The following is a 24,011-nucleotide window of genomic DNA, read 5'->3' as shown; positions in this document are numbered from 1 at the left end:
CCGCATCCCCGGACTCCGTCCGGGACCGACCCGCGGGCGCACTCCTCGCCGCGCGCGCCCCGAGCGCACTCCAGTCCAACCGATCCGTTTCACCTTGGTGTCAAGTGAATCGCGCCTGGCCGGTGGCGAGTTCATTCGAAGGGGTGGCGAATGGTGGCGTTTCTGGAATCGGCCTCGCCGCAGGGGTGATCGTAGGATTACTTTCGGTACACGAAACCGAAGGCGGGCCCGTCCGTGGGTATGCCGGAGGCAATGCGTGAAGGACTGGTGAAGGTCCGTGGCGGCGCCCGGCGCCCGCGCCAGGGTTTCGTGTGGAAGATGCTGAACGGATGGGGGCGTTCCAGTGAGCGGCAACGGCGCAAGCGGAACGATCGAGGACGCTGCTGCGCGCAATGACCAGCTGACCTCGTGGTTCGTCCGCAGCGGCTGGTCCAAGGGCGAGCTCGCCCGTCAGGTCAACCGCCGGGCCCGTCAGATGGGCGCCCACCACATCAGCACGGACACCTCCCGGGTGCGCCGCTGGCTCGACGGCGAACAGCCCCGCGAGCCCGTGCCGCGCATCCTGTCCGAGCTGTTCTCCGAGCGCTTCGGCTCCGTCGTCGCCATCGAGCAGCTCGGCCTGCGCACCGCCCACCAGACGCCCTCCGTCTCCGGAGTCGACCTGCCCTGGGCCGGTCCGCAGACCGTCGAGCTGCTCGGCGAGTTCTCCCGCAGCGACCTGATGCTGGCCCGCCGCGGCTTCCTCGGGACCTCGCTCGCCCTCTCCGCCGGCCCCGCCCTCATCGAGCCCATGCAGCGCTGGCTCGTCCCGGTCCCGGCCGCCGACCCGGGACCGCGGGAGGCGGGGCCGACGGGCGCCCTCGGCGGCCACCGCCCGCCCCGGCTCTCCGAACCGGAGCTCGACCTCCTCGACGCCACCACCGTCATGTTCCGCCAGTGGGACGCCCAGTGCGGGGGCGGCCTGCGCCGCAAGGCCGTGGTGGGCCAGCTCCACGAGGTCACCGACCTGCTCCAGGAGAACCACCCGGCCCCGGTCATGAAGCGGCTCTTCAAGGTCGCCGCGGAACTGGCCGAACTGGCCGGCTGGATGAGCTACGACATCGGACTGCACCCCACCGCGCAGAAGTACTTCGTGCTCGCGCTGCACGCGGCCAAGGAGGGCGGGGACAAGCCGCTCGGCTCCTACATCCTCTCCAGCATGAGCCGCCAGATGATCCACCTGGGCCGCCCCGAGGACGCCCTGGAACTGATCCACCTCGCGCAGTACGGCAGCCGCGACTGCGCCGGCCCGCGCACCCAGGCCATGCTGTATGCGATGGAGGCCCGCGCGTACGCCAACATGGGCCAGCCCAGCCGCTGCAAGCGGGCCGTGCGGATGGCCGAGGACACCTTCGGCGACGTCGGCTTCGCGGGCGAGCCCGAGCCCGACTGGATCCGCTTCTTCTCCGAGGCCGAGCTGAACGGCGAGAACTCCCACTCGTACCGGGACCTGGCCTACGTCGCCGGGCGCAGCCCCACCTACGCCTCCCTCGCCGAACCCGTCATGGAACGGGCCGTCGAGCTCTTCGAGAAGGACGAGGAGCACCAGCGCTCCTATGCCCTCAACCTGATCGGCATGGCCACCGTCCACCTGCTCCAGCGCGAACCCGAGCAGGCCGCGGTCCTCGTCGGCCGGGCCCTGGACGTGGCGGGAAAGGTGCGGTCCGAACGGGTGAACACCCGGCTGCGCAAGACCGTCGACGCCGCCGCCCGTGAGTACGGCGACGTCGCCGAGATCGTCCGGCTCACCGACCACCTCGCCTCGCGCCTCCCCGAGGCGGCGGAGGCCGTCTGAACGGCCCGTGCGGCCGCCCCCGGACCCGGCCGCGGCAGTCACCCGTGAAGCCCGATCAGGCTCCCCCAGCCAGGACGTCAGGGCACCGCCGCGGCCGGTTTTGATCACCGGTCCGTTCATGGACGCGTAACACGCCCGACCTCTTCGTCACGGGCACGAAACACCCAGCGGCGCCGCCGGAAACCGGCCTGCGCGAATCTCATGGCCAATAACCGGCCAGTCCAGCCACCCCACCGGCCGGACCCCTTACCGCCGCTCAGGTTTTCACGATCGCCCGCACGCGAACGTACCGACGACGAGGAGACGCCGATGGCATCAGCCATCACGACCCTCGCGGCAGACGCCCCGACGCTGTCTGCCGCGAACACCGGGTTCATGCTCATCTGCTCCGCCCTGGTCATGCTGATGACCCCGGGTCTCGCCTTCTTCTACGGAGGCATGGTCCGCGTCAAGAGCAGCCTCAACATGCTGATGATGAGCTTCATCAGCCTCGGGATCGTCACGATCCTCTGGGTGCTCTACGGCTTCAGCCTCGCCTTCGGCACCGATTCCGGCTCCCTCATCGGCTGGAACTCCGACTACGTGGGCCTCAGCGGCATCGGGATCACCGAGCTGTGGGACGGCTACACCATCCCGGTCTACGTCTTCGCCGTCTTCCAGCTGATGTTCGCGGTGATCACCCCGGCCCTGATCAGCGGCGCCCTCGCCGACCGCGTGAAGTTCAGCGCCTGGGCCCTCTTCACCGCCCTGTGGGTCACCGTCGTCTACTTCCCCGTCGCCCACTGGGTCTGGGGCGCCGGCGGCTGGCTCTTCGAGCTCGGCGTCATCGACTTCGCGGGCGGCACCGCCGTCCACATCAACGCCGGCGCCGCCGCCCTCGGCGTGATCCTCGTCATCGGCAAGCGCGTCGGCTTCAAGAAGGACCCGATGCGCCCGCACAGCCTCCCCCTGGTGATGCTCGGCGCCGGTCTCCTCTGGTTCGGCTGGTTCGGCTTCAACGCGGGCTCCTGGCTCGGCAACGACGACGGCGTCGGCGCCGTGATGTTCCTCAACACCCAGGTCGCCACCGCCGCCGCCATGCTCGCCTGGCTGGGCTACGAGAAGCTGCGCCACGGCTCCTTCACCACCCTCGGCGCCGCCTCCGGCGCGGTCGCCGGCCTCGTCGCCATCACCCCCGCCGGCGGTGCGGTCAGCCCGCTCGGCGCGATCGCCGTCGGCGCCATCGCCGGCCTGCTGTGCGCGATGGCGGTGGGCCTCAAGTACAGGTTCGGCTTCGACGACTCCCTCGACGTGGTCGGCGTCCACCTCGTCGGCGGCGTCGTCGGCTCCCTGCTCGTCGGCCTCTTCGCCACCGGCGGCGTCCAGTCCGACGTGGCCGGCCTCTTCTACGGCGGCGGCCTGGAACAGCTCGGCAAGCAGGCCATCGGAGTCTTCTCCGTCCTCGCCTACTCTCTGGTGGCGTCCGCGCTGCTCGCCTTCCTCCTCGACAAGACGATCGGGATGCGGGTCAGCGAGGACGACGAGGTCGCCGGCATCGACCAGATCGAGCACGCCGAGACCGCCTACGACTTCAGCGGAGCCGGCGGCGGAGCCGCCTCGCGGAACACCGCCGTCCCCACCCCCTCCGCCGCGAGCAAGAAGGTTGACGCATGAAGCTGATCACCGCGATCGTCAAGCCGCACAAGCTGGACGAGATCAAGGAAGCCCTCCAGGCCTTCGGAGTACAGGGACTCACGGTCACCGAGGCCAGCGGCTACGGCCGCCAGCGCGGCCACACCGAGGTCTACCGCGGCGCCGAGTACCAGGTCGACCTCGTACCCAAGATCCGCATCGAGGTGCTGGTCGAGGACTCCGACGCCGAGGAACTGATCCGGGTGATCGTGAGCGCGGCGGCCACCGGCAAGATCGGTGACGGCAAGGTGTGGAGCGTCCCCGTGGACTCGGTCGTACGGGTCCGCACCGGCGAGCGCGGCGCTGACGCGCTGTAGGGCCTGCCCGGCCTGATCGACCGTACTGGCGCTAACTGACGGGAGCTCCTGGGTGACGAGCGTCGAAGAGACCACGGACCACACGGCCGACTCGGGACCCAGCGGATACGCCGCGGCCCGGCTGCGACTCCTCCAGGAGGAGTCGCGGTCCGGGCCCTCGCGGCGTTCCGCCCTGGCCGGGCTGACCGACGAATGGCTGAACGCCCTGTTCACGACCGCCGTACGGGAGACGGGCGTCCGCGGCGCCACCCTGGTGGCCGTCGGCGGCTACGGCAGGGCCGAACTCTCCCCGCGCAGCGACCTCGACCTGGTGCTGCTGCACGACGGCAAGGCGGAGCCGCGGGCACTGAGCGCCCTGGCCGATCGCCTCTGGTACCCGGTGTGGGACCTCGGCCTCGCCCTCGACCACTCGGTACGGACCCCCGGCGAGGCCCGCAAGACAGCCGCCGAGGACCTGAAGGCGCACCTCGGCCTGCTCGACGCCCGCACGGTCGCCGGTGACGCCGGGCTCCTCGCCGGCCTGCGCACCTCCGTCCTGGCCGACTGGCGCAACCAGGCGGCCAAACGGCTCCCGCAACTGCACTCCCTGTGCCGCGAACGCGCCGAGCGGGCCGGGGAGCTCCGCTTCCTGCTCGAACCCGACCTCAAGGAGGCCCGCGGCGGGCTCCGGGACGTCACCGCGCTGCGGGCGGTCGCGGCGTCCTGGCTGGCCGACGCCCCGCGCGAGGGCCTCGCCGACGCCCGGCGGCGGCTCCTGGACGCACGGGACGCCCTGCACCTGGTGACCGGCCGGGCCACCGACCGGCTCTCCCTCCAGGAACAGGACCAGGTCGCGGCGCAGCTCGGGCTGCTCGACGCGGACGCGCTGCTGCGCGAGGTGTACGAGGCCGCGGGGGTCGTCGCGTACGCCGCCGACGTGACCTGGCGGGAGGTGGGGCGCGTGCTGCGGGCCCGCGCCGCCCGGCCGAGGCTGCGCGGGCTGCTGGGCACGCGGGCCGCGCAGGCGGCCGCGCGGGCACCCCTGGCCGAGGGGGTGGTGGAGTCCGACGGCGAGGCCGTACTGGCGCTGGCCGCGCGCCCGGACCGCGATCCGGTACTGGCCTTGCGGTTCGCCGCGGCCGCCGCGCAGGCGGGTCTTCCCGTATCGCTGCACGCCGTACGCAGGCTCGTGGTCCAGGGGAAACCGCTGCCGGTGCCCTGGCCGGCCGAGGCGCGGGAGCAGCTGCTGACCCTGCTGGGGGCGGGGGAGCCGACGGTGGCCGTGTGGGAGGCCCTGGAGGCGGAAGGCCTGATCACGCGGCTGCTCCCCGACTGGGAGCGGGTGCGGTGCCGCCCGCAGCGCAATCCCGTCCACACCTGGACGGTGGACCGGCACCTCATCGAGACGGCGGTCCGGGCCTCGGCCCTCACCCGCCGGGTCGGCCGCCCCGACCTGCTGCTGATGGCCGCGCTCCTGCACGACATCGGCAAGGGCTGGCCGGGCGACCACTCGGTGGCCGGCGAGACCATCGCCCGCGACGTCGCGGCACGCGTCGGCTTCGACGCGCAGGACGTCGCCGTGCTGGGGACGCTCGTACGGCACCACCTGCTGCTGATCGACACCGCGACCCGGCGCGACCTGGAGGACCCGGCCACGGTCCGCTCGGTCGCCGAGGCCGTCGGCTCGGTGGGCACGCTGGAGATCCTGCACGCCCTGACGGAGGCGGACGCCCTGGCCACCGGGCCGGCGGCGTGGAGCGCATGGCGGGGATCGCTCGTGGCGGACCTCGTCGCGCGGGTCGCCGCCGTACTGCGCGGGACGGCCCCGGCCGCCCGGGAACCGGAGATCCCGACCACGGAGCAGGAACGCCTCGCGGTGGAGGCCCTGCGCACCGGCGAGCCGGTGCTGGCGCTCCACGCCCGCCAGGAGGAGGACGCGGTCGGCGTGGAACTCGTCGTGGCGGTCCCCGACCAGCCGGGGGTCCTGCCGGCGGTGGCCGGGGTGCTGGCCCTGCACCGGCTCACCGTACGGGCGGCGGATCTGCGCTCCACGGAGCTCCCGGACCAGCTGGGCGAGGTCCTGGTGCTGCGGTGGCGGGTGGCGGCGGAGTACGGCGCGCTGCCGGAGGCCGCCCGGCTCCGTACCGACCTGATCCGCGCGCTGGACGGCTCGCTGGACGTGCCGGCGAAGCTGGCGGACCGCGAGGCGGCGTACCCGCGGCGGCGGGGCGTGGTTCCGCCGCCGCCCCGGGTCACGGTGGTCCCGGACGTCTCCTCGCTGGCCACGGTCCTGGAGGTCCGCGCCCCGGACGCGGTGGGACTGCTGCACCGGATCGGGCGGGCGCTGGAGGCGGGCGGGGTGCGGGTGCGTAGCGCGCACGTCTCGACGCTGGGCGCGAACGCGGTGGACACCGTGTACGTAGTGGACGCGGACGGCAAACCCCTGTCCCCCGGTGGCGGGGCGGCCTTGGCCGGGTCCGTGCAGGCCGCCCTGTCGTAACCTGCGGCGCCGTTGCCGGGGGCTCTGCCCCCGGACCCCCGCGCCTCAAACGCCGGCGAGGCTATTTTTTAGCCCCGCCGGCGATGGAGGCGCGGGTCCGGGCAGGGACCGGGATCGGACCGCCGGGTCCACCACGCGGCCCGGCCCGATACCCTGGGGGTCGACCACAACGCCCCCGACCCGAGGAATCGCGACCACCGTGTTCGATACGCTCTCCGACCGCTTGGCGAATACCTTCAAGGGCCTGCGCGGCAAAGGCCGGCTGTCCGAGGCTGACATCGACGCGGCGGCCCGGGAAATCCGTATCGCGCTCCTCGAGGCCGACGTCGCCCTCCCCGTCGTCCGCTCCTTCATCGCGAACGTCAAGGAGAGGGCCCGCGGCGAGGAGGTCAGCAAGGCGCTGAATCCCGGCCAGCAGGTCCTCAAGATCGTCAATGACGAGCTCGTCACGATCCTCGGCGGCGAGACCCGGCGGCTGCGCTTCGCCAAGACCGCCCCCACCGTGATCATGCTGGCCGGTCTCCAGGGTGCCGGTAAGACGACCCTCGCCGGAAAGCTCGGCCTCTGGCTGAAGGGGCAGGGCCACGCCCCGCTCCTGGTGGCGTGCGACCTCCAGCGCCCCAACGCCGTCAACCAGCTGAGCGTCGTCGCCGAGCGCGCGGGCGTGGCCGTGTACGCGCCCCAGCCCGGCAACGGCGCCGGAGACCCGGTCCAGGTCGCGAAGGACTCCATCGAGTACGCGCGGACCAAGCAGTACGACATCGTCATCGTCGACACCGCCGGCCGCCTCGGCATCGACGCCGAGCTGATGCAGCAGGCCGCGGACATCCGCGACGCCGTCAGCCCCGACGAGATCCTCTTCGTCGTCGACGCCATGATCGGCCAGGACGCGGTCAACACCGCCGAGGCCTTCCGCGACGGCGTCGGCTTCGACGGCGTCGTCCTCTCCAAGCTCGACGGTGACGCCCGGGGCGGTGCCGCGCTCTCCATCGCGCACGTCACCGGCAAGCAGATCATGTTCGCCTCGAACGGCGAGAAGCTCGACGAGTTCGACGCGTTCCACCCCGACCGCATGGCGGGCCGGATCCTCGACATGGGTGACATGCTCACCCTCATCGAGCAGGCCGAGAAGACCTTCTCGCAGGCCGAGGCCGAGAAGATGGCGGCCAAGCTCGCCAAGGGCCCCAAGGAGTTCACGCTCGACGACTTCCTGGCCCAGATGGAGCAGGTCCGCAAGATGGGCTCCATCTCCAAGCTGCTCGGCATGCTGCCCGGCATGGGGCAGATCAAGGACCAGATCAACAACATCGACGAGCGCGACGTCGACCGCACCGCCGCGATCATCAAGTCGATGACGCCGGCCGAGCGCCAGGACCCGACGATCATCAACGGCTCGCGCCGTGCCCGTATCGCCAAGGGCTCCGGCACCGAGGTCAGCGCCGTCAAGTCGCTCGTCGAGCGCTTCTTCGACGCCCGCAAGATGATGTCCCGCATGGCGCAGGGCGGCGGCATGCCCGGGATGCCCGGCATCCCCGGGATGGGCGGCGGCCCCGGCCGGCAGAAGAAGCAGATCAAGCAGGCCAAGGGCAAGCGCAAGAGCGGCAACCCGATGAAGCGCAAGGAAGAGGAGGCCGCAGCCGCGGCCCGCCGCGAGCAGGGCCCGCAGGCGATCGAGCCCGCGGCCGGCGGCAGCCCCTTCGGGCTTCCCGCGGGCGGCGGCCAGCCGGGGCAGGAATTCGACCTTCCGGACGAGTTCAAGAAGTTCATGAAGTAGGACGTACGCGGAGAGGCGCGCGTGGGCCCCGGCTGTGTTCACACAGCCGGGGCCCTTCCGTCTCTGCGGGGGCAATGGGCGGGTTTGTCGCTTATGGTCGGCCGGGAGGATGGCAGAAGGAGGCGCCCCGTGCCCAACCCCACCCCCGTACCTCCCCGCGACCGTGCCGATACGCCCTGGCGCTCGGAAGGCGCACCGCCCACGCCTCCGCCGAAGAAGCGGATGCCGGGCGGCTGGCGGGGGCTGATCCTCACCGCCCTGATCGTCTACCTGATCACCAACCTGGTGCTGTCCTTCTTCAACGAGGGCGACGAGCCGACGATCTCGTACACCGAGTTCAGCAAGCAGGTCGCGAACGGCAACGTCTCGAAGATCTACTCCAAGGGCGACGCCATCCAGGGTGAGCTGAAGGCCAAGCAGCCGCTGCCCGACGGCGGCAAGGGCGACTACACCAAGTTCATCAGCCAGCGGCCGGCCTTCGCCGACGACGACCTGTGGGCCGAGCTCACCAAGCAGAACGTGAACGTGACGGCCTCCCCGGTCGTGGAGCAGCGCAGCTTCCTGGCCAATCTGCTGCTCTCCCTCGCCCCGATGCTGCTGCTGGTCCTCCTGTGGGTCTTCATCGCCCGCCGCATGAGCACGGGGCTGGGCGGCATGGGCGGGCTGGGTCGCAAGGCCCCGCCCAAACCGGTGGAGCTGGATACGGGCGCCAAACGCACCACCTTCGAGGACGTCGCCGGGATCGACGAGGTCGAGGGGGAACTCAACGACGTCGTCGACTTCCTCAAGAATCCGCAGCAGTACCGGAGCATGGGCGCCCGGATGCCCGGCGGGGTCCTGCTCTCCGGCCCGCCCGGCACCGGCAAGACCCTGCTCGCGCGGGCGGTCGCCGGCGAGGCCGGGGTGCCGTTCTTCTCGGCCTCCGCCTCCGAGTTCATCGAGATGATCGTCGGCGTCGGCGCCTCCCGTGTGCGCGAGCTGTTCACCGAGGCGCGCAAGGTGGCCCCCGCGATCATCTTCATCGATGAGATCGACACCATCGGGCGGGTACGGGGCGGCGGCGCGGCCATGGGCGGCCACGACGAACGCGAGCAGACCCTGAACCAGATCCTGACCGAGATGGACGGCTTCTCGGGCTCGGAGGGCGTCGTCGTCCTGGCCGCCACCAACCGGGCGGACGTCCTGGACCCGGCGCTGACCCGCCCCGGCCGCTTCGACCGCACGGTGGTCGTCTCCCCGCCCGACCGGGGCGGCCGCGAGGCCATCCTGCGCATCCACACCCGGGACATCCCGCTCGCCCCGGACGTCGACCTGGCCCAGGTGGCCCGTACCACCCCCGGCATGACCGGAGCCGAGCTCGCCAACCTGGCCAACGAGGCCGCGCTGCTCGCCGTCAAGCGCCAGCAGAAAGAGGTCACCCAGTCCGACCTGTCGGACGCCCTGGAGAAGGTCCAGCTCGGGGCGGAGCGTTCACTTGTGATGCCGTTGGAGGAGCGCCGCCGTACGGCCTACCACGAGAGCGGCCACGCCCTGCTGGGCATGCTCCAGCCGGGCGCCGACCCCGTCCGCAAGATCACGATCGTCCCCCGAGGCCGCGCGCTCGGCGTCACCCTCTCGACGCCGGACGCGGACCGGTACGCGTACACGGAGGAGTACCTGCGGGGCCGGATCATCGGCGCTCTCGGCGGAATGGCGGCCGAGCACATCGTCTACGACGTGATCACCACGGGCGCGGAGAACGACCTCGAACAGGTCACCAACATCGTCCGCGGCATGGTCGGCCGCTGGGGCATGAGCGAACGCATCGGCAAGCTCACCGCCATCCCGTCCGACGGACAGGGCCCCTACGGCCTGTCCGCCGCCCCCGCCACCCTCGACGCGGTGGACCACGAGATGCGGCGGATCGTGGACGAGTGCTACGTCGATGCCTGCCGCCTGCTGCGCGAGCACCGCGCGCAGCTGGACGCCCTGGCGGAGGCCCTCCTCGCCGCCGAGACCCTGGACGAAGCGGCCGCCTACGCCGCGGCGGGCATCCCCCGGCTGACGAAGGCGCACGACACCGACTGACACTTGGCCGTCAGGCCACCCGGGCGATCACGTACCGGAAGATGTTCGGCAGCCACACGGCGCCGTCGGACCGCTCGAACGGGTGAAGCGCCTCGGCCAGCTCCTTCTCCGCCAGCGCCTGGTCGGCCAGCGCCTGATCGGCCATCCCGCAGGGCGCGGCGTCCGCCGCCCCCGAGGGGCCGGTGCCCGCGACGGGGTAGAGCCCGGTCGACAGCAGTCCGCGTACCGCGCTGTCCACGTCCGCGTATCCGAACGGGCAGAACACCCGGCCCGACCCGTCCGGCCGCAGCCCCGCCCGCTCGACGAGCGCGTCCAGGTCCCGGGGCGAGGGCCCGCCGCCCAGCACCGCGGGCACGGTGCAGCGCTCCGCCGGACCCCAGTCGGCCAGCACAACGGTCCCGCCGCGCCGGACCGCGGGCACGGCCGAGGAAAGGACCGCCGGGTCCGGCGAGAAGGCCAGCAGGGCGTCGTACGGGCAGGACGCCGGCGGTGGCGCCGGCGGAGCCGCCAGCACCTCCAGCAGCCGCTCACGGGCCAGCGCCCGCCGGGCCGGATCCGCCTCCACGCCCGTGGCCACGGCTCCCCGCCCGGCCGCCAGCAGCAGCGGCAGGCCGGCCCCGCAGCCGAGGCCGAGCAGCCGGTCACCCGGGCCGACCTCCAGCCGGTCGTAAACGGCCTCGTACAGCGGTACCAGCATCCGTTCCTGGATCTCAGCCCAGTCCCGGGCGACGAGCGTCGCCGTCGGCGTCGGTGTCATCGAAAGAGCGCTCCTGATTCCATGTCGCCCCCTTGCCCCCGTTGCCAGAGAACTCCCCATTCGCCCCCGCGTCCAGAGGAGCGCGCCACCCGATTCACGCATCGCGTGCCCGGCGCCGTACGATTCGCGGCATGGCAAAGGCACCCGTTCTCACCCCGCAGGCGGAGGATTTCCCCCGCTGGTACCAGGATCTGATCAACAAGGCCGAGCTGGCCGACAATGGTCCGGTCCGCGGCACCATGGTCATCCGACCGTACGGCTACGGCCTGTGGGAGCGGATGCAGCAGGAGATGGACGCGCGCATCAAGGACGCGGGCGCCCAGAACGCGTACTTCCCGCTGTTCATCCCGCAGTCGTACCTGACGAGGGAAGCCGAGCACGTCGAGGGCTTCGCCCCCGAGCTCGCGGTCGTCACGCACGGCGGCGGCAAGGAGCTGGAAGAGCCGGTCGTCGTCCGGCCCACGTCCGAGACGATCATCAACGACTACTTCTCCAAGTGGGTCCAGAGCTACCGCGACCTGCCGCTGCTGATCAACCAGTGGGCCAACGTGGTCCGCTGGGAAATGCGCCCGCGCGTGTTCCTCCGTACGAGCGAGTTCCTCTGGCAGGAGGGCCACACGGCCCACGCCACCTACGAGGACGCCCGCGACTACGCCGCCCGGATCCACCGCGACGTGTACGGCGACTTCATGACGAACGTGCTCGGCATCGACGTCGTGCTCGGGCGCAAGACCGCCAAGGAGCGCTTCGCCGGCGCCATCAACACCCTGACCCTCGAGGGCATGATGGGCGACGGCAAGGCCCTGCAGTTGGGCACGAGCCACGAGCTCGGCACCAACTTCGCCAAGGCCTTCAACACCCAGTACCTGTCCAAGGAAGGCAAGCAGGAGCTGGTCTGGCAGACCTCGTGGGGCGTCTCGACCCGCATGGTCGGCGGCCTGATCATGTCCCACGGCGACGACAACGGCCTGCGGGTCCCGCCGCGCCTCGCGCACGTCCAGGTCGTCGTCATGGCGATCAAGGGTGACGAGGCCGTCGCGAAGGTGCGCGAGCTCGGCGCCCAGCTCAAGGCCGCCGGCATCCGCGTGCAGGTCGACGACCGCGTCGACACCCCCTTCGGCCGCCGCGCCGTGGACTGGGAGCTCAAGGGCGTACCGGTCCGCATCGAGATCGGCCCCCGCGACCTGGAGGCCGGCACCGCGATGCTGGCCCGCCGGATCCCGGGCGGGAAGACCCCGGTGCAGATCGACGCGCTCGCCGACCTGCTGCCCAAGGTGCTGGACGAGGACCAGGCGCAGCTGCTGCGCGAGTCCCGCGAGCGCCGTGAGGCCCGTACGTCCGACGTCTCGACCATCGAGGAGGCCGCCGAGGCCGCCGTCGCCGGTGGCTGGGCGCGGATCCCGTGGGCGGACCTCGGCCCGGAGGGCGAGGCGAAGCTGGCCGAGCAGGCCGTCTCCGTGCGTTGCCTGATCGCCGAGGACGGTTCGGTCCCCGAGGCGGACGACGCCCCCGGTACCCTCGCGATCGTCGCGCGCTCGTACTGATCGAGCCGGTCGGCTCCTGTGCCCCGGCGTGCGGCTCGTGCCGCGCGCCGGGGCTGATGTGTGTCAGTCGTCGTTACGTACCGACTCCTCCTGAGATCGGCGCACCCGTCCTCGTCAGGACGCATGAGACTGAACTGACTGGTACGTGCAAAAAATTTGGAATGGCCCGGAATCGGAACACCCGGGCACCTCGGCTCGTTGTCACGACGTGAGCACGACACCACCTGTTCTCGCCGCAGAGCTGGCGCAGGCGTGGGCCGACATTCAGCGGTACCACCCCGAGCTGCCTGACCTTGCCGCGCCCGAGTCCCTGATCGGAGAGTCCTCGTCCGCCTGCGGCGCCGAGCTCTCCTTCGAGCGACTGCTGCACGAGGCAGTCCACGGCATCGCGGCCGCCCGCGGGGTCCGCGACACCTCGCGTGCCGGCCGTTACCACAACCGCAGATTCCTCGCGATCGCCGAGGAGATGGGGCTGGACCACTCCGAAGAGCCGCACGCCAGCAGCGGCTTCTCACTGGTCACGCTCAATCCGGAGGCGAAGCGGCGCTACCGCCCCACCATGGAGCGACTGCAGCGCGCCCTGAAGGCGCACACGGCCGCCACGGCCGCCGACACCAAGCGCAGCTTCCGCGGACCGGCCGCCCGGCACGGCTCCTCCGGCGGCGGCGTACGCGTCAAGGCGGTCTGTGACTGCGGGCGCAACGTGCGGGTCGTCCCCTCCGTGCTCGCCCAGGCGCCCATCGTGTGCGGAGGCTGCATGAAGCCCTTCCGCATCCCCGAGGTGGCCATCGCGGCGGCTTCCTGACCCGCCCACCCCCGGCGGCGACGGGCCGCGCCCGGGCGCAGCCATGAGCGTGGCCGGCCGCGCCCACGCGGGCGACGGGGGACGTGGGGACACGGGCCCGGCCTCAGGTAGACGGACCTCGGACGGACCTCCCCGCCCGGCTGAGCGCGCCGCTGGCGTATGGCACAATGGCTAGCTGTACTCGACAGTCGCATAGGACCCCTCTCTCCTCCGGCTGACGCGTCCATCGGGCACCCGAGTACCGCAACCCCACGTGGCATCTCATGTGCCCAACCACGTCAAGTTCAGGAGACACCACTCCAGTGGCAGTCAAGATCAAGCTCAAGCGCCTCGGCAAGATTCGCCAGCCGCACTACCGCATCGTCGTCGCCGACGCCCGCACCCGCCGGGATGGTCGCGCGATCGAGGAGATCGGTATCTACCACCCGACCTACAACCCGTCGCGCATCGAGGTCAACGCCGAGCGTGCGCAGTACTGGCTGTCCGTCGGCGCCCAGCCCACCGAGGCTGTGCTCGCCATCCTGAAGCTGACCGGTGACTGGCAGGCCCACAAGGGTCTCCCCGCCCCCGCGCCGCTCCTGCAGCCGGAGACGAAGGAGAGCAAGCGTCGCTCCTTCGACGAGTTCGCCAAGGCCCTCGAGGGCATCGGCGAGGGCAAGGGCGAGGCCATCACGCAGAAGAAGAAGGCCGACAAGAAGGCGGACGAGGCTGAGGCCGCCGCCGAGTCGACCGAGGCCTGAGCATGCTCGAGGAGGCTCTTGAGCACCTCGTAAAGGGCATTGTGGACAACCCCGACGATGTGCAGGTCGCCTCGCGCAACCTGCGCCGCGGGCAGGTGCTCGAGGTCCGGGTCCACCCCGACGACCTCGGCAAGGTGATCGGCCGCAACGGCCGCACCGCACGTGCTCTGCGTACCGTCGTGGGCGCCATCGGCGGCCGGGGGATCCGCGTCGACCTCGTCGACGTGGACCAGGTCCGCTGAAACTGCGTCCATTGCAAGAGTGATTCACCGGCACGGGCCGGGGAGGGCGTTGGTCGCCCGCCCCGGCCCGAGTCGTTTGTGCCCACGGGCAAGCGCAACCATTGATTGAGAAACCACGACGGAGAGGAACCACCTCCGCGAGAGCGGCGGCGGTTTAGCCGCAAAAAGGGGCGAGACACACAGTGGAGCTGGTAGTCGCGCGGATCGGCCGCGCCCACGGGATCAAGGGTGAGGTCACCGTCGAGGTGCGGACGGACGAGCCGGAGCTGCGGCTCAGCCCCGGTGCCGTACTGCGGACCGAACCGGCGTCGGCGGGACCGCTGACCATCGAGACGGGCCGGGTGCACAGCGGGAGGCTGCTCCTGCGCTTCGCGGGCGTCAAGGACCGCACCGCCGCCGAGGCGCTGCGCAACATCCTGCTGATCGCGGACGTGGACCCGACGGAGCTGCCGGAGGAGCCCGACGAGTACTACGACCACCAGCTGATGGACTTGGACGTGGTCCTCGCCGACGGCACCGAGATCGGCCGGATCACCGAGATCTCCCACCTGCCCTCGCAGGACCTCTTCATCGTCGAGCGGCCGGACGGCTCCGAGGTGATGATCCCCTTCGTCGAGGAGATCGTCGCCGAGATCGACCTGGAGGAGCAGCGCTGCGTCATCACCCCGCCGCCCGGGCTGATCGACGAGCGCGAGGCGATCATCGACTCGGCCCGTGACGAGGACGCCAAGGGCTCCGGGGAAGAAGCCTGATGCGTCTCGACGTCGTCACGATCTTCCCCGAGTACCTGGAGCCGCTGAACGTCTCGCTCGTCGGCAAGGCGCGCGCCCGCGGGCAGCTCGACGTGCACGTCCACGACCTGCGGGACTGGACGTACGACCGGCACAACACGGTCGACGACACCCCGTACGGCGGCGGTCCCGGCATGGTCATGAAGACCGAGCCGTGGGGCGAAGCCCTGGACGCGGCGCTGGCCGACGGCTACGAGGCGGGCGCGCACGGCCCCGTCATGGTCGTCCCCACCCCCAGCGGCCGCCCCTTCACCCAGGAACTGGCCGTCGAGCTCTCCGAGCGGCCCTGGCTGATCTTCACGCCGGCCCGCTACGAGGGCATCGACCGCCGGGTCATGGACGAGTACGCCACGCGCATGCCGGTGTACGAGGTCTCCATCGGCGACTACGTCCTGGCGGGCGGCGAGGCGGCCGTCCTGGTCGTCACCGAGGCCGTGGCCCGACTGCTGCCCGGGGTGCTCGGCAACGCCGAATCGCACCGCGACGACTCCTTCGCGCCCGGCGAGATGGCGAACCTGCTGGAGGGGCCCGTCTACACCAAGCCCCCCGTGTGGCGCGGCCGGGACATCCCCGAGGTCCTGCTCAGCGGCCACCACGGGAAGATCGCCCGCTGGCGCCGGGACGAGGCCTTCCGGCGGACCGCGCAGCACCGTCCCGACCTCATCGAGCGCTGCGAGGCCTCCGCCTTCGACAAGAAGGACCGGGAGATCCTCTCCCTCCTGGGCTGGAAACCGTCCGAGGACGGCCGATTTTGGCGCAGGCCGCAGGCCGTGGAAGAATAGGCGGCTGCTGTGTGCTCGCGGGCGCCCCTGCCACAGGGGGACCGTCGTCCGCCGAGTGTCACGGCTCCCGAATTCTCTACGGAAACCCGCACCGGCGACCTGTGGCGTCGTGCGAAGAAAGCAGACGAACAACATGTCTCACCTGCTCGATGGCATCAACGCCGCCGCGCTCCGCTCGGACGTCCCGGCCTTCCGCCCGGGTGACACGATCAACGTGCACGTCCGCGTGATCGAGGGCAACCGCTCCCGTATCCAGCAGTTCAAGGGTGTCGTCATCCGCCGCCAGGGCGCCGGCGTCTCCGAGACCTTCACCGTTCGCAAGGTCTCCTTCAGCGTCGGCGTGGAGCGTACCTTCCCGGTCCACTCCCCGATCTTCGAGAAGATCGAGCTCGTCACCCGTGGTGACGTGCGCCGCGCCAAGCTGTACTACCTCCGTGAGCTCCGCGGCAAGGCCGCGAAGATCAAGGAGAAGCGCGACAAGTAAGGTCGCCTCCGGGGTCCGGGGGCGGCCGGATAGGCTCGCCCCCGATGGACACCGAAGCACCTCACACGCAGCGCGGCCACTCTTCCCCCGGCAAGGGGGAAGGGCGGCCGCGTTTTGTGTTCCCCCGGACCGGCCGGCCCGCCTCCGGGCGACCGCTGACCTGGCGCAGGGCCGGAGCGCTCGGTGTGATCTGCACCGTCTTCCTGCTGCTGTTCAGCAATTTCGTGATCCAGCCCTTCCTCATCCCGAGCCGCTCCATGGAGCCGACGCTCCAGGTCGGGGACCGGGTCCTGGTCAACAAGCTGGCGTACCGATTCGGCGACCAGCCGCGCCGCGGGGACCTGGTGGTCTTCGACGGCACGGGCTCCTTCGTACGGGAACGCCCCGACGGCAACCCGGTCGGCGGGCTGCTGCACGGCGCGGCCTCGGCGCTCGGGCTCGCGGAGCCGTCCGACACCGACTTCGTGAAGCGGGTCGTGGGCGTCGGCGGTGACGACGTGGTGTGCTGCGACGCCGGCGGACGGGTCGCGGTCAACGGCGTACCGCTGGACGAGCCGTACCTGTATCCCGGCGACGCCCCCTCGACGGTGCCCTTCCGGATCGTCGTACCCCTGGGGACCCTGTGGGTGATGGGCGATCATCGTTCCCAGTCCCGGGACTCGCGGGACCACCTGGGGGAACCGGGCGGGGGGATGGTGCCGGTGGAGATGGTGATCGGGCGGGCCGACTGGATCGGCTGGCCGGTCTCGCGCTGGGGCTCCGTCGGCGGCGGCCATGGGTAGCCGGGGTCGGCCGCGGGGCGGACGGGAGCGGGAGCCCGAACCGGAGCCGGAACCCGTCGCGGTGGCGGAGCCGGTCGCGGTGGTGGAGGGCGGCCGGGCCGAACGGCGCCGGCTGGCGCGCAAGGTGCGGCGGCGCCGTCGCACGCGCCGGGCGGGCGAACTGCCGCTGCTGGTGGTGGTGGCGCTGTGCATAGCCCTGCTCCTCAAGACCTTCCTGGTCCAGGCCTTCTTCATCCCGTCGGGCTCGATGGAGCAGACCATCCGGATCGGCGACCGGGTCCTCGTGGACAAGCTGACCCCCTGGTTCGGCTCCAAGGTCGAGCGCGGCGACGTCGTCGTCTTCAAGGACCCCGGCGGCTGGCTCACGGGCGAGGTGGCCCGGCCGGCCCCGGACCCGATCGGGGTCAAGCAGATCAAGCAGACCCTGACCTTCATCGGCCTGCTGCCCTCGGCCGACGAACAGGACCTGATCAAGCGCGTCATCGGCGTCGGCGGCGACACGGTGAAGTGCTGCGACAGCAGGGGCCGGGTCAGCGTCAACGGCTCGCCGCTCGACGAGCCGTACGTGAGCCCGGGCAACGCCCCCTCGGAGATCCCCTTCGAGGTGGAGGTGCCGGCGGGCCGGCTCTTCGTGATGGGCGACCACCGGGCGAATTCGGCCGACTCCCGCTACCACCTCGACGAGGCCTTCCAGGGCACCATCGCCGAGACCGGGGTCGTGGGGGAGGCCGTCGTGATCGCCTGGCCCTTCGGCCACTGGACCAGGCTCGACACGCCCGCGACCTTCCGGATGGTGCCCGATCAGGCGCGTCGCGAGGCACGCGGGCCTCGTCGGCGCCGTCGGGGCACGCCGTTCGCATAGTGTGTCCTGGGTCTCCCGCGCCTTAGGGAACTCCCGCTCGTTAGGGGAGGGGAGGGCCCGTGTCCGATCCGACGCGGGCGGCGATCGCGAGTGAGGAGTGGATGTGGGGGATGTGGCGGTAGGCGCACGATCCGGACGCGACGAAGGCGAGGAGCGGCCGGACGATGCCGTCGAGCGCGAGGCCGACGAGGACGGCGGTACCGCGGCGCGCCCGCACCGTTCGTTCTGGAAGGAGCTTCCGCTCCTCATCGGCATCGCCCTGCTGTTGTCCCTGCTGATCAAGACATTCCTGCTCCAGGCGTTCTCGATCCCGTCCGACTCGATGCAGAACACCCTCCAGCGCGGGGACCGGGTCCTGGTGGACAAGCTCACCCCGTGGTTCGGCTCCGAGCCGGAGCGCGGCGAGGTCGTGGTCTTCCACGACCCCGCGGACTGGCTCTCGGGGCAGCCCACCCCCGAACTGAACTTCGCGCAGAAGGCCCTCAACTGGATCGGCCTGATGCCGTCGGAGAAGGACCTGATCAAGCGGACCATCGCCATCGGCGGGGACACGGTCGAGTGCAAGAAGGGCGGGCCGGTCGTCGTCAACGGCAAGGCGCTGGACGAGCCGTACATCTTCCCCGGCAACACCGCCTGCGACGACGCCCCCTTCGGGCCGCTCACCGTGCCCAAGGGCAAGATCTGGGTGATGGGCGACCACCGGCAGAACTCCCAGGACTCCCGCTACCACATGCAGGACTCCACCCAGGGCTTCGTGCCGGTGGACAAGGTCGTCGGGCGGGCCGTCGTGGTCGCGTGGCCGGTCACCCGTTGGTCCACCCTGCCGATCCCGGACACCTTCGACCAGCCGGGCATCGGCAACCAGGCCGCGGCGACCGCGCTCGGCCTCGGGGCCTCCGGGCTGGCGCCGGTCGGGCTGGGCCCGGCCGCGCTGGGGCTCGCGGGCGCGGTGCCGCTCGTCATGTGGCGCCGCCGGAAGCTGACCAGCGGTCGTACCGCCGGGTAGGGTGCCGCCCAGGTCGACGATCCCGAGGTGTGGGGGCGCTGGAATGGGCGGAACACAAGCGATACGCAGTGGCAAGGACGGCCACGGCGGTCTCGGCAACGTGCTGTCGGGACTCGCCGTGGCCATCGGCTTCGCCCTTTTCCTCGGCGGCTTCGTGTGGGGGGCTCTCGTTTACCAGCCCTACACGGTGCCGACCGACTCCATGATGCCGACGGTGCGGCCCGGGGACCGGCTGCTGGCGCAGCGCGTCGGGGGCGGGGAGGTGCGCCGCGGGGACGTGGTCATCTTTACTGATTCCATGTGGAGCGATTCGCCCATGGTCAAGCGGGTCGTCGGCGTCGGCGGCGACACCGTGAAGTGCTGCGGCGCGGGCGGCGAGCTGACCGTGAACGGCACCCCGCTGGACGAGCCGTACGCCGACACCACCGGGCCCGATCCCGGTCTGGCCATGCCGCCGGGACAGGCCCCGGCCCCCGGGACCCCCTTCGAGGTGACGGTCCCCGAGGGGAACCTCTTCCTGCTGGGCGACCGGCGGGCGGCCTCGCTGGACTCCCGGGCGCACCTCCGGGAGGCCGGGCAGGGGACCGTGCCCCGGGCGGCCGTCACCGCCCGCGTCGACGCCGTGGTCTGGCCCTCCGTGACGATGCTGGAGCGGCCGGGGACGTACGCCGCCCTGCCCGGCGGAATCTCGCGGCCCGGGCCGCTGCGGCTCCAGGCCGTGGCGGTCGTGGCCGGGGCGGCCCTCGTCGTGCTGGGGGCCGCGTACGGGCCTCTCGTACGGGTCCTGGGTCGCGGGCGGCGGCGGGAGCGGGCCGGTGTCCGCTGACCCGGCCGAGGGCCACGGCCATGTGTGCGGCCCCGGCGACGGCCAGGTCCCCGGCCCCGGTCACCGGCAGGTTTCGCGGGTGATCCTGCTGGATCCGGCGGACCGGATCCTGCTGCTGCACGGCTTCGAGCCGGCCGACCCCTCGGACGACTGGTGGTTCACCCCGGGCGGCGGACTGGAGGGGACGGAGAGCCGGGAGCAGGCGGCACTGCGCGAGCTGGCGGAGGAGACGGGGATCACAGAGGTGGAGCTGGGGCCGGTGCTGTGGCACCGCTACTGCTCCTTCCCCTTCGACGGGCGGCGCTGGGAGCAGGACGAGTGGTACTTCCTCGCCCGTACCACCCAGACCGCGACCGCGATGGGCGGGCTCACCGAGCTGGAGCGGCGCAGCGTCACCGGAGCCAGGTGGTGGACCTCCGAGGAACTTCTCGCGGCCCATGAGACGGTGTACCCGACCAGACTCGCCGAGCTGCTCCGTACGCTGCTCGACGACGGTCCTCCGGGTGCGCCGGTGGTCCTGGCCCCGGAAATCGTTTAGGGGCGCAGGGGCCTGGCGCACAATAGGGGGACGCACGGCTGAAGGGGAACATGCCATGAGTGCCGAGGACCTCGAAAAGTACGAGACCGAGATGGAGCTGAAGCTCTATCGGGAGTACCGCGACGTCGTCGGGCTGTTCAAGTATGTGATCGAGACCGAACGCCGTTTCTACCTCACCAACGACTACGAGATGCAGGTGCACTCGGTCCAGGGGGAGGTGTTCTTCGAGGTCTCGATGGCCGACGCCTGGGTCTGGGACATGTACCGGCCGGCCCGCTTCGTGAAGCAGGTGCGCGTGCTGACCTTCAAGGACGTGAACATCGAGGAGCTCAACAAGAGCGACCTCGAACTGCCCGGCAGCTGACCCTCCTCACCCGGGAGGGTGACGGGGTTGTCCACAACGGCCGGGTTGTCCACCAAGATCCACACGGTGGGCGGGGACGCGGGACCCTCGGTGCCGGAGGTGGTGCCGGATGAACGCGAAGGGCGTGGCACAGCAGGCATTGGGGCGGTACGGCGAGGAGCTCGCGGCGCGGCGGCTGACCGAGGCCGGGATGACCGTGATCGCGCGGAACTGGCGGTGCCGCAGCGGGGAGATCGACATCGTCGCCCGGGACGGGGACGCCCTCGTCATGTGCGAGGTCAAGACCCGCCGGGAGGGCGAGTTCGAGCATCCCATGGCCGCCGTGCGGCCCGCGAAGGCCGAGCGCTTACGCCGGCTCGCCGGGCGCTGGCTCGCCGACCACGGCGGACCACCCCCGGGCGGGGTGCGCATCGACCTCGTCGGAGTCCTGCTGCCGCGGCGCGGTGCGCCCCTGGTGGAACACGTCAGGGGGGTGGCCTGATGGGGTTCGCGCGAGCCTGTTCGGTGGCCCTGGTGGGCGTCGACGGCGTGGTGGTCGAGGTCCAGGCCGACCTGGAGCCCGGGGTCGCCGCCTTCACCCTGGTGGGCCTGCCGGACAAGACCCTGGTCGAGAGCCGGGACCGGGTGCGTGCGGCCGTGGTCAATTCGGGGGCGGCCTGGCCGCAGAAGAAGCTCACGGTCGGGCTCAGCCCGGCCTCCGTACCGAAATCCGGCGCCGGATTCGATCTGGCCGTCGCGGCGGCGGTGCTGGGGGCCGCCGAGGTGGTCGACCCGGGGGCGATCGCCGATCTCGTCCTGATCGGGGAGCTGGGGCTGGACGGCCGGGTGCGTCCGGTCCGGGGGATCCTGCCGGCGGTCCTCGCCGCGGCGGAGGCCGGATACCGGCAGGTGGTGGTGCCGCAGCAGTGCGCCGCCGAGGCCGCGCTGGTGCCGGACGTCTCGGTGCTCGGCGTGCGCAGCCTGCGCCAGCTGATCGCGGTCCTGACCGACGGGGTGGTACCCGAGGAAGAACCACCCGACCCGCCGGGCCGCCCCGACCCGATACTGGCCGGACTGCTCGTCCCGGGGGCCGGGCTGGGCACCGGCCTCGCCCCGGGCCGCGCCCGCGGGGACAGCGCGGACTTCCCCGACCTCGCCGACGTGGCCGGTCAGCACACGGCGCGCCGCGCCCTGGAGGTGGCGGCCGCCGGAGGGCACCACCTCTTCCTCAGCGGACCTCCCGGCGCGGGCAAGACGATGCTGGCGGAGCGGCTCCCCTGGATCCTGCCGCCGCTCACTCGCCAGGATTCCGTGGAGGTCACCGCCGTCCACTCGGTCGCGGGAATCCTTCCGCCCGGCGAACCGCTGGTCTCCAGGCCGCCCTACTGCGCGCCGCACCATTCCGCCACCATGCAGTCCCTGGTGGGCGGCGGGACCGGGATCCCCCGGCCGGGAGCGGTCTCCCTGGCGCACCGCGGCGTGCTCTTCCTCGACGAGGCCGCGGAGTTCCACAGCAGGGCACTGGACGCGCTGCGGCAGCCCCTCGAATCGGGGCACGTGGTCATCGCCCGCGCCGCCGGAGTGGTGCGGCTGCCCGCCAGGTTCCTGATGGTGCTCGCCGCGAATCCATGCCCGTGCGGACGTCACACGCTGCACGGGGCCGGGTGCGAATGCCCGCCCTCGGTGATCCGCCGCTACCAGGCGCGTCTGTCGGGGCCGTTGCTCGACCGGGTGGACCTGAGGGTGGAGGTCGAGCCCGTGACGCGGTCCGACCTGCTCGGACAGGGCGGCCGGGGGGAATCCACCGCAGTGGTCGCCGACCGGGTGCGGGAGGCCCGGGAGCGGGCCGCGGCCCGGCTCGCCGACACCCCGTGGCGGCTCAACTCCGAAGTGCCGGGACAGGAGTTGAGGACCCGGTGGCAGGCGGGGCCGGGAGCCCTGGCGCAGGCCGAGCGGGAGTTGGAAAGGGGGCTGCTCACCGCGCGCGGGCTGGACCGGGTCCTGCGGGTCGCCTGGACCGTGGCCGACCTGCGGGGGCGGGACCGGCCCGAGGCGCTGGACGTGGCCGTGGCACTGGAGCTGCGGACCGGGATCGCCCGCGGGGCGATGTCGGTGACGGGGGCCGGGACGTGACCGGGGCCGGGGAGGAGGAACTGCTGGCGCGGGCGGCGCTGACGCGGGTGCTGGAGCCCGGGGACGAGCACGGCGGGCGGTGGCTGCGGGAGCACGGTGCCGCGGGCCTGATACGGCTGCTGACCCGCCCGGAGGCGCAGTCGCCCGATCCGGGCGGGGCGGGGCCGGCTCCGGCCGGGGTGGGGCCGGAGCGGCTCGCCGGGTACCGCAGACGGGCGGCGCTGGCCGACCCGCGGCGGGACCTCGCGCTGGCCGCCGAGTCGGGAGGCCGCTTCGTATACCCCGGATCGGCGGAGTGGCCGACCCAGCTCGACGACCTCGGAGACGAACGGCCCGTGGGGCTGTGGCTGCGGGGCCGGCCGAACTTGCGTACTTGGGCGCTGCGTTCGGTCGCCGTGGTCGGGGCCCGGGCCTGCACCCCGTACGGCGCGCACATGGCCCAGACGCTGGCCGCGGGCCTCGCGGAGCGGGGCTGGGTCGTGGTCTCCGGCGCCGCCTTCGGGATCGACGGCGCCGCCCACCGCGGGGCCCTCGCCTCGGGCGGTGCGACGGCCGCGGTGCTCGCCTGCGGGGTGGACGTCGCCTACCCCCGCGGACACGCCGGGCTGCTCGGACGGATCGCCGGCCAGGGACTGGTCCTCGGGGAACTGCCCCCCGGCAGCCACCCGACGCCCAGCCGGTTCGTCCTGCGCAACCGGGTCATCGCGGCCCTCACCCGGGGCACGGTCGTCGTGGAGGCCGCCCACCGCAGCGGTTCCCTGGTCACCGCCCGGCGGGCGCAGCGCCTCGGGCGGTTCACGATGGGCGTCCCCGGGCCCGCCACCAGCGGACTCTCGGCCGGGGTGCACGAGCTGCTGCGGGGCGAGGCCGTGCTCGTCACCGACGCGGCGGAGGTGGCAGAGCTGGTCGGCTCCATCGGCGAGCTGGCTCCCGAGCGGCGCGGCCCGGTGTTCGCCCGGGACCTGCTCGACCGGGACACCGCCCGCGTGCTCGAAGCGCTCCCGGCCGGCCGCCCGGCCGACGCGTCGGATCTGGCACTTGCCTGCGGCACCGGCACCGATGAAGTCATCGGCAGACTGTACGAACTTCACTCTCTGGGGTTCGTCGAACGGCAGGGCGACGGCTGGCAGTTGAGCAGAGAAACGGCTGGAGGAGGCAGACAAACCGGAGTCGCCCGGCGAGGCGGTCGTTGACCTGGGGCGTTCCGGTGAAAGAGTGAAACCGATGAGAGACG

Annotated in this window: 23 protein-coding genes; 22 read left to right on the top strand and 1 reads right to left on the bottom strand. The window is 72.0% G+C overall.

The window, feature by feature from the left end; genetic code table 11:
* The first annotated feature begins 343 nt into the window (after positions 1-343).
* The 6 genes from nsdA (at position 344) to ftsH (ending at position 10,142) form a co-directional block, all read left to right on the top strand.
* The gene (gene nsdA, locus ACZ4TV_RS22945) at positions 344-1,834 is read left to right on the top strand and encodes a transcriptional repressor NsdA (RefSeq protein ID WP_468136604.1); all 1,491 of its coding nucleotides are present in this window, start codon (positions 344-346) and stop codon (positions 1,832-1,834) included.
* A 309-nt stretch (positions 1,835-2,143) separates the two neighbouring features.
* Positions 2,144-3,487, top strand: coding sequence for an ammonium transporter (locus ACZ4TV_RS22940; RefSeq protein WP_468136603.1), 1,344 nt, complete (start codon positions 2,144-2,146; stop codon positions 3,485-3,487).
* Positions 3,484-3,822, top strand: coding sequence for a P-II family nitrogen regulator (locus tag ACZ4TV_RS22935; protein WP_326587800.1), 339 nt, complete (start codon positions 3,484-3,486; stop codon positions 3,820-3,822). The genes ACZ4TV_RS22940 and ACZ4TV_RS22935 overlap by 4 nt, the downstream gene beginning before the upstream one ends.
* A 52-nt stretch (positions 3,823-3,874) precedes the next feature.
* Complete coding sequence (locus tag ACZ4TV_RS22930; RefSeq protein ID WP_468136602.1) at positions 3,875-6,301, top strand: [protein-PII] uridylyltransferase; 2,427 nt, start codon at positions 3,875-3,877, stop codon at positions 6,299-6,301.
* A 199-nt stretch (positions 6,302-6,500) separates the two neighbouring features.
* Positions 6,501-8,075: a signal recognition particle protein gene (ffh, locus tag ACZ4TV_RS22925; protein WP_468136601.1), complete on the top strand. Its 1,575-nt coding sequence runs from the start codon at positions 6,501-6,503 to the stop codon at positions 8,073-8,075.
* Positions 8,076-8,168: 93 nt separating this feature from the next.
* Complete coding sequence (ftsH, locus tag ACZ4TV_RS22920) at positions 8,169-10,142, top strand: ATP-dependent zinc metalloprotease FtsH (protein WP_468136599.1); 1,974 nt, start codon at positions 8,169-8,171, stop codon at positions 10,140-10,142.
* A gap of 10 nt (positions 10,143-10,152) precedes the next feature.
* On the opposite strand, the gene ACZ4TV_RS22915 is transcribed toward ftsH, so the two are convergent.
* On the bottom strand, positions 10,153-10,899 hold the full coding sequence (locus ACZ4TV_RS22915) for a methyltransferase type 11 (RefSeq protein WP_468136598.1): 747 nt from the start codon (positions 10,897-10,899) through the stop codon (positions 10,153-10,155).
* 131 nt (positions 10,900-11,030) lie between these two features.
* Here ACZ4TV_RS22915 and proS point away from each other — a divergent pair, with 131 nt between their 5' ends.
* From proS to dprA, 16 genes are all read left to right on the top strand, one after another.
* A complete protein-coding gene (gene proS, locus ACZ4TV_RS22910; RefSeq protein ID WP_468136597.1) occupies positions 11,031-12,443 on the top strand; it encodes a proline--tRNA ligase in 1,413 nt (470 codons plus the stop codon).
* Positions 12,444-12,651: 208 nt separating this feature from the next.
* Complete coding sequence (locus tag ACZ4TV_RS22905; protein ID WP_328927878.1) at positions 12,652-13,248, top strand: hypothetical protein; 597 nt, start codon at positions 12,652-12,654, stop codon at positions 13,246-13,248.
* 302 nt (positions 13,249-13,550) lie between these two features.
* Positions 13,551-13,988, top strand: a complete 438-nt coding sequence (gene rpsP / locus ACZ4TV_RS22900) for a 30S ribosomal protein S16 (RefSeq protein WP_073776529.1) — start codon at positions 13,551-13,553, stop codon at positions 13,986-13,988.
* A 2-nt stretch (positions 13,989-13,990) separates the two neighbouring features.
* Complete coding sequence (locus tag ACZ4TV_RS22895) at positions 13,991-14,230, top strand: RNA-binding protein (RefSeq protein ID WP_007266827.1); 240 nt, start codon at positions 13,991-13,993, stop codon at positions 14,228-14,230.
* A 182-nt stretch (positions 14,231-14,412) separates the two neighbouring features.
* Positions 14,413-14,982, top strand: coding sequence for a ribosome maturation factor RimM (rimM, locus tag ACZ4TV_RS22890; RefSeq protein ID WP_468136596.1), 570 nt, complete (start codon positions 14,413-14,415; stop codon positions 14,980-14,982).
* Complete coding sequence (gene trmD / locus ACZ4TV_RS22885; RefSeq protein ID WP_468136595.1) at positions 14,982-15,803, top strand: tRNA (guanosine(37)-N1)-methyltransferase TrmD; 822 nt, start codon at positions 14,982-14,984, stop codon at positions 15,801-15,803. Before rimM ends, trmD begins: the two co-directional genes overlap by 1 nt.
* A 133-nt stretch (positions 15,804-15,936) precedes the next feature.
* Positions 15,937-16,287 (top strand): 50S ribosomal protein L19, encoded by a 351-nt coding sequence (gene rplS / locus ACZ4TV_RS22880; RefSeq protein ID WP_468136594.1) that lies wholly within the window; start codon positions 15,937-15,939, stop codon positions 16,285-16,287.
* Positions 16,288-16,331: 44 nt separating this feature from the next.
* Positions 16,332-17,069, top strand: coding sequence for a signal peptidase I (gene lepB / locus ACZ4TV_RS22875; protein WP_468136592.1), 738 nt, complete (start codon positions 16,332-16,334; stop codon positions 17,067-17,069).
* On the top strand, positions 17,062-17,931 hold the full coding sequence (gene lepB, locus ACZ4TV_RS22870) for a signal peptidase I (protein WP_468136591.1): 870 nt from the start codon (positions 17,062-17,064) through the stop codon (positions 17,929-17,931). The genes lepB (ACZ4TV_RS22875) and lepB (ACZ4TV_RS22870) overlap by 8 nt, the downstream gene beginning before the upstream one ends.
* A gap of 112 nt (positions 17,932-18,043) precedes the next feature.
* Complete coding sequence (gene lepB, locus ACZ4TV_RS22865; RefSeq protein ID WP_468136675.1) at positions 18,044-18,937, top strand: signal peptidase I; 894 nt, start codon at positions 18,044-18,046, stop codon at positions 18,935-18,937.
* 43 nt (positions 18,938-18,980) lie between these two features.
* Entirely contained in the window at positions 18,981-19,763 is a 783-nt protein-coding gene (gene lepB / locus ACZ4TV_RS22860) for a signal peptidase I (protein ID WP_468136590.1), read from the top strand.
* Positions 19,764-19,785: 22 nt separating this feature from the next.
* On the top strand, positions 19,786-20,301 hold the full coding sequence (locus ACZ4TV_RS22855) for an NUDIX hydrolase (protein ID WP_468136674.1): 516 nt from the start codon (positions 19,786-19,788) through the stop codon (positions 20,299-20,301).
* A 55-nt stretch (positions 20,302-20,356) separates the two neighbouring features.
* The gene (locus ACZ4TV_RS22850; RefSeq protein WP_005311352.1) at positions 20,357-20,665 is read left to right on the top strand and encodes a DUF2469 domain-containing protein; all 309 of its coding nucleotides are present in this window, start codon (positions 20,357-20,359) and stop codon (positions 20,663-20,665) included.
* A gap of 109 nt (positions 20,666-20,774) precedes the next feature.
* Positions 20,775-21,146 carry a YraN family protein gene (locus ACZ4TV_RS22845; protein ID WP_468136589.1) on the top strand — a complete coding sequence of 124 codons (372 nt, stop codon included), beginning with the start codon at positions 20,775-20,777 and terminating at the stop codon, positions 21,144-21,146.
* On the top strand, positions 21,146-22,777 hold the full coding sequence (locus tag ACZ4TV_RS22840; protein WP_468136588.1) for a YifB family Mg chelatase-like AAA ATPase: 1,632 nt from the start codon (positions 21,146-21,148) through the stop codon (positions 22,775-22,777). Before ACZ4TV_RS22845 ends, ACZ4TV_RS22840 begins: the two co-directional genes overlap by 1 nt.
* Positions 22,774-23,970 (top strand): DNA-processing protein DprA, encoded by a 1,197-nt coding sequence (gene dprA / locus ACZ4TV_RS22835; protein ID WP_468136587.1) that lies wholly within the window; start codon positions 22,774-22,776, stop codon positions 23,968-23,970. Before ACZ4TV_RS22840 ends, dprA begins: the two co-directional genes overlap by 4 nt.
* Positions 23,971-24,011 lie beyond the last annotated feature (41 nt).

This window comes from Streptomyces sp. NPDC028910, from assembly GCF_055564955.1.
Note: the sequence above shows the minus strand (reverse complement) of the source record. Positions and strands in the feature narration are given on the sequence as shown.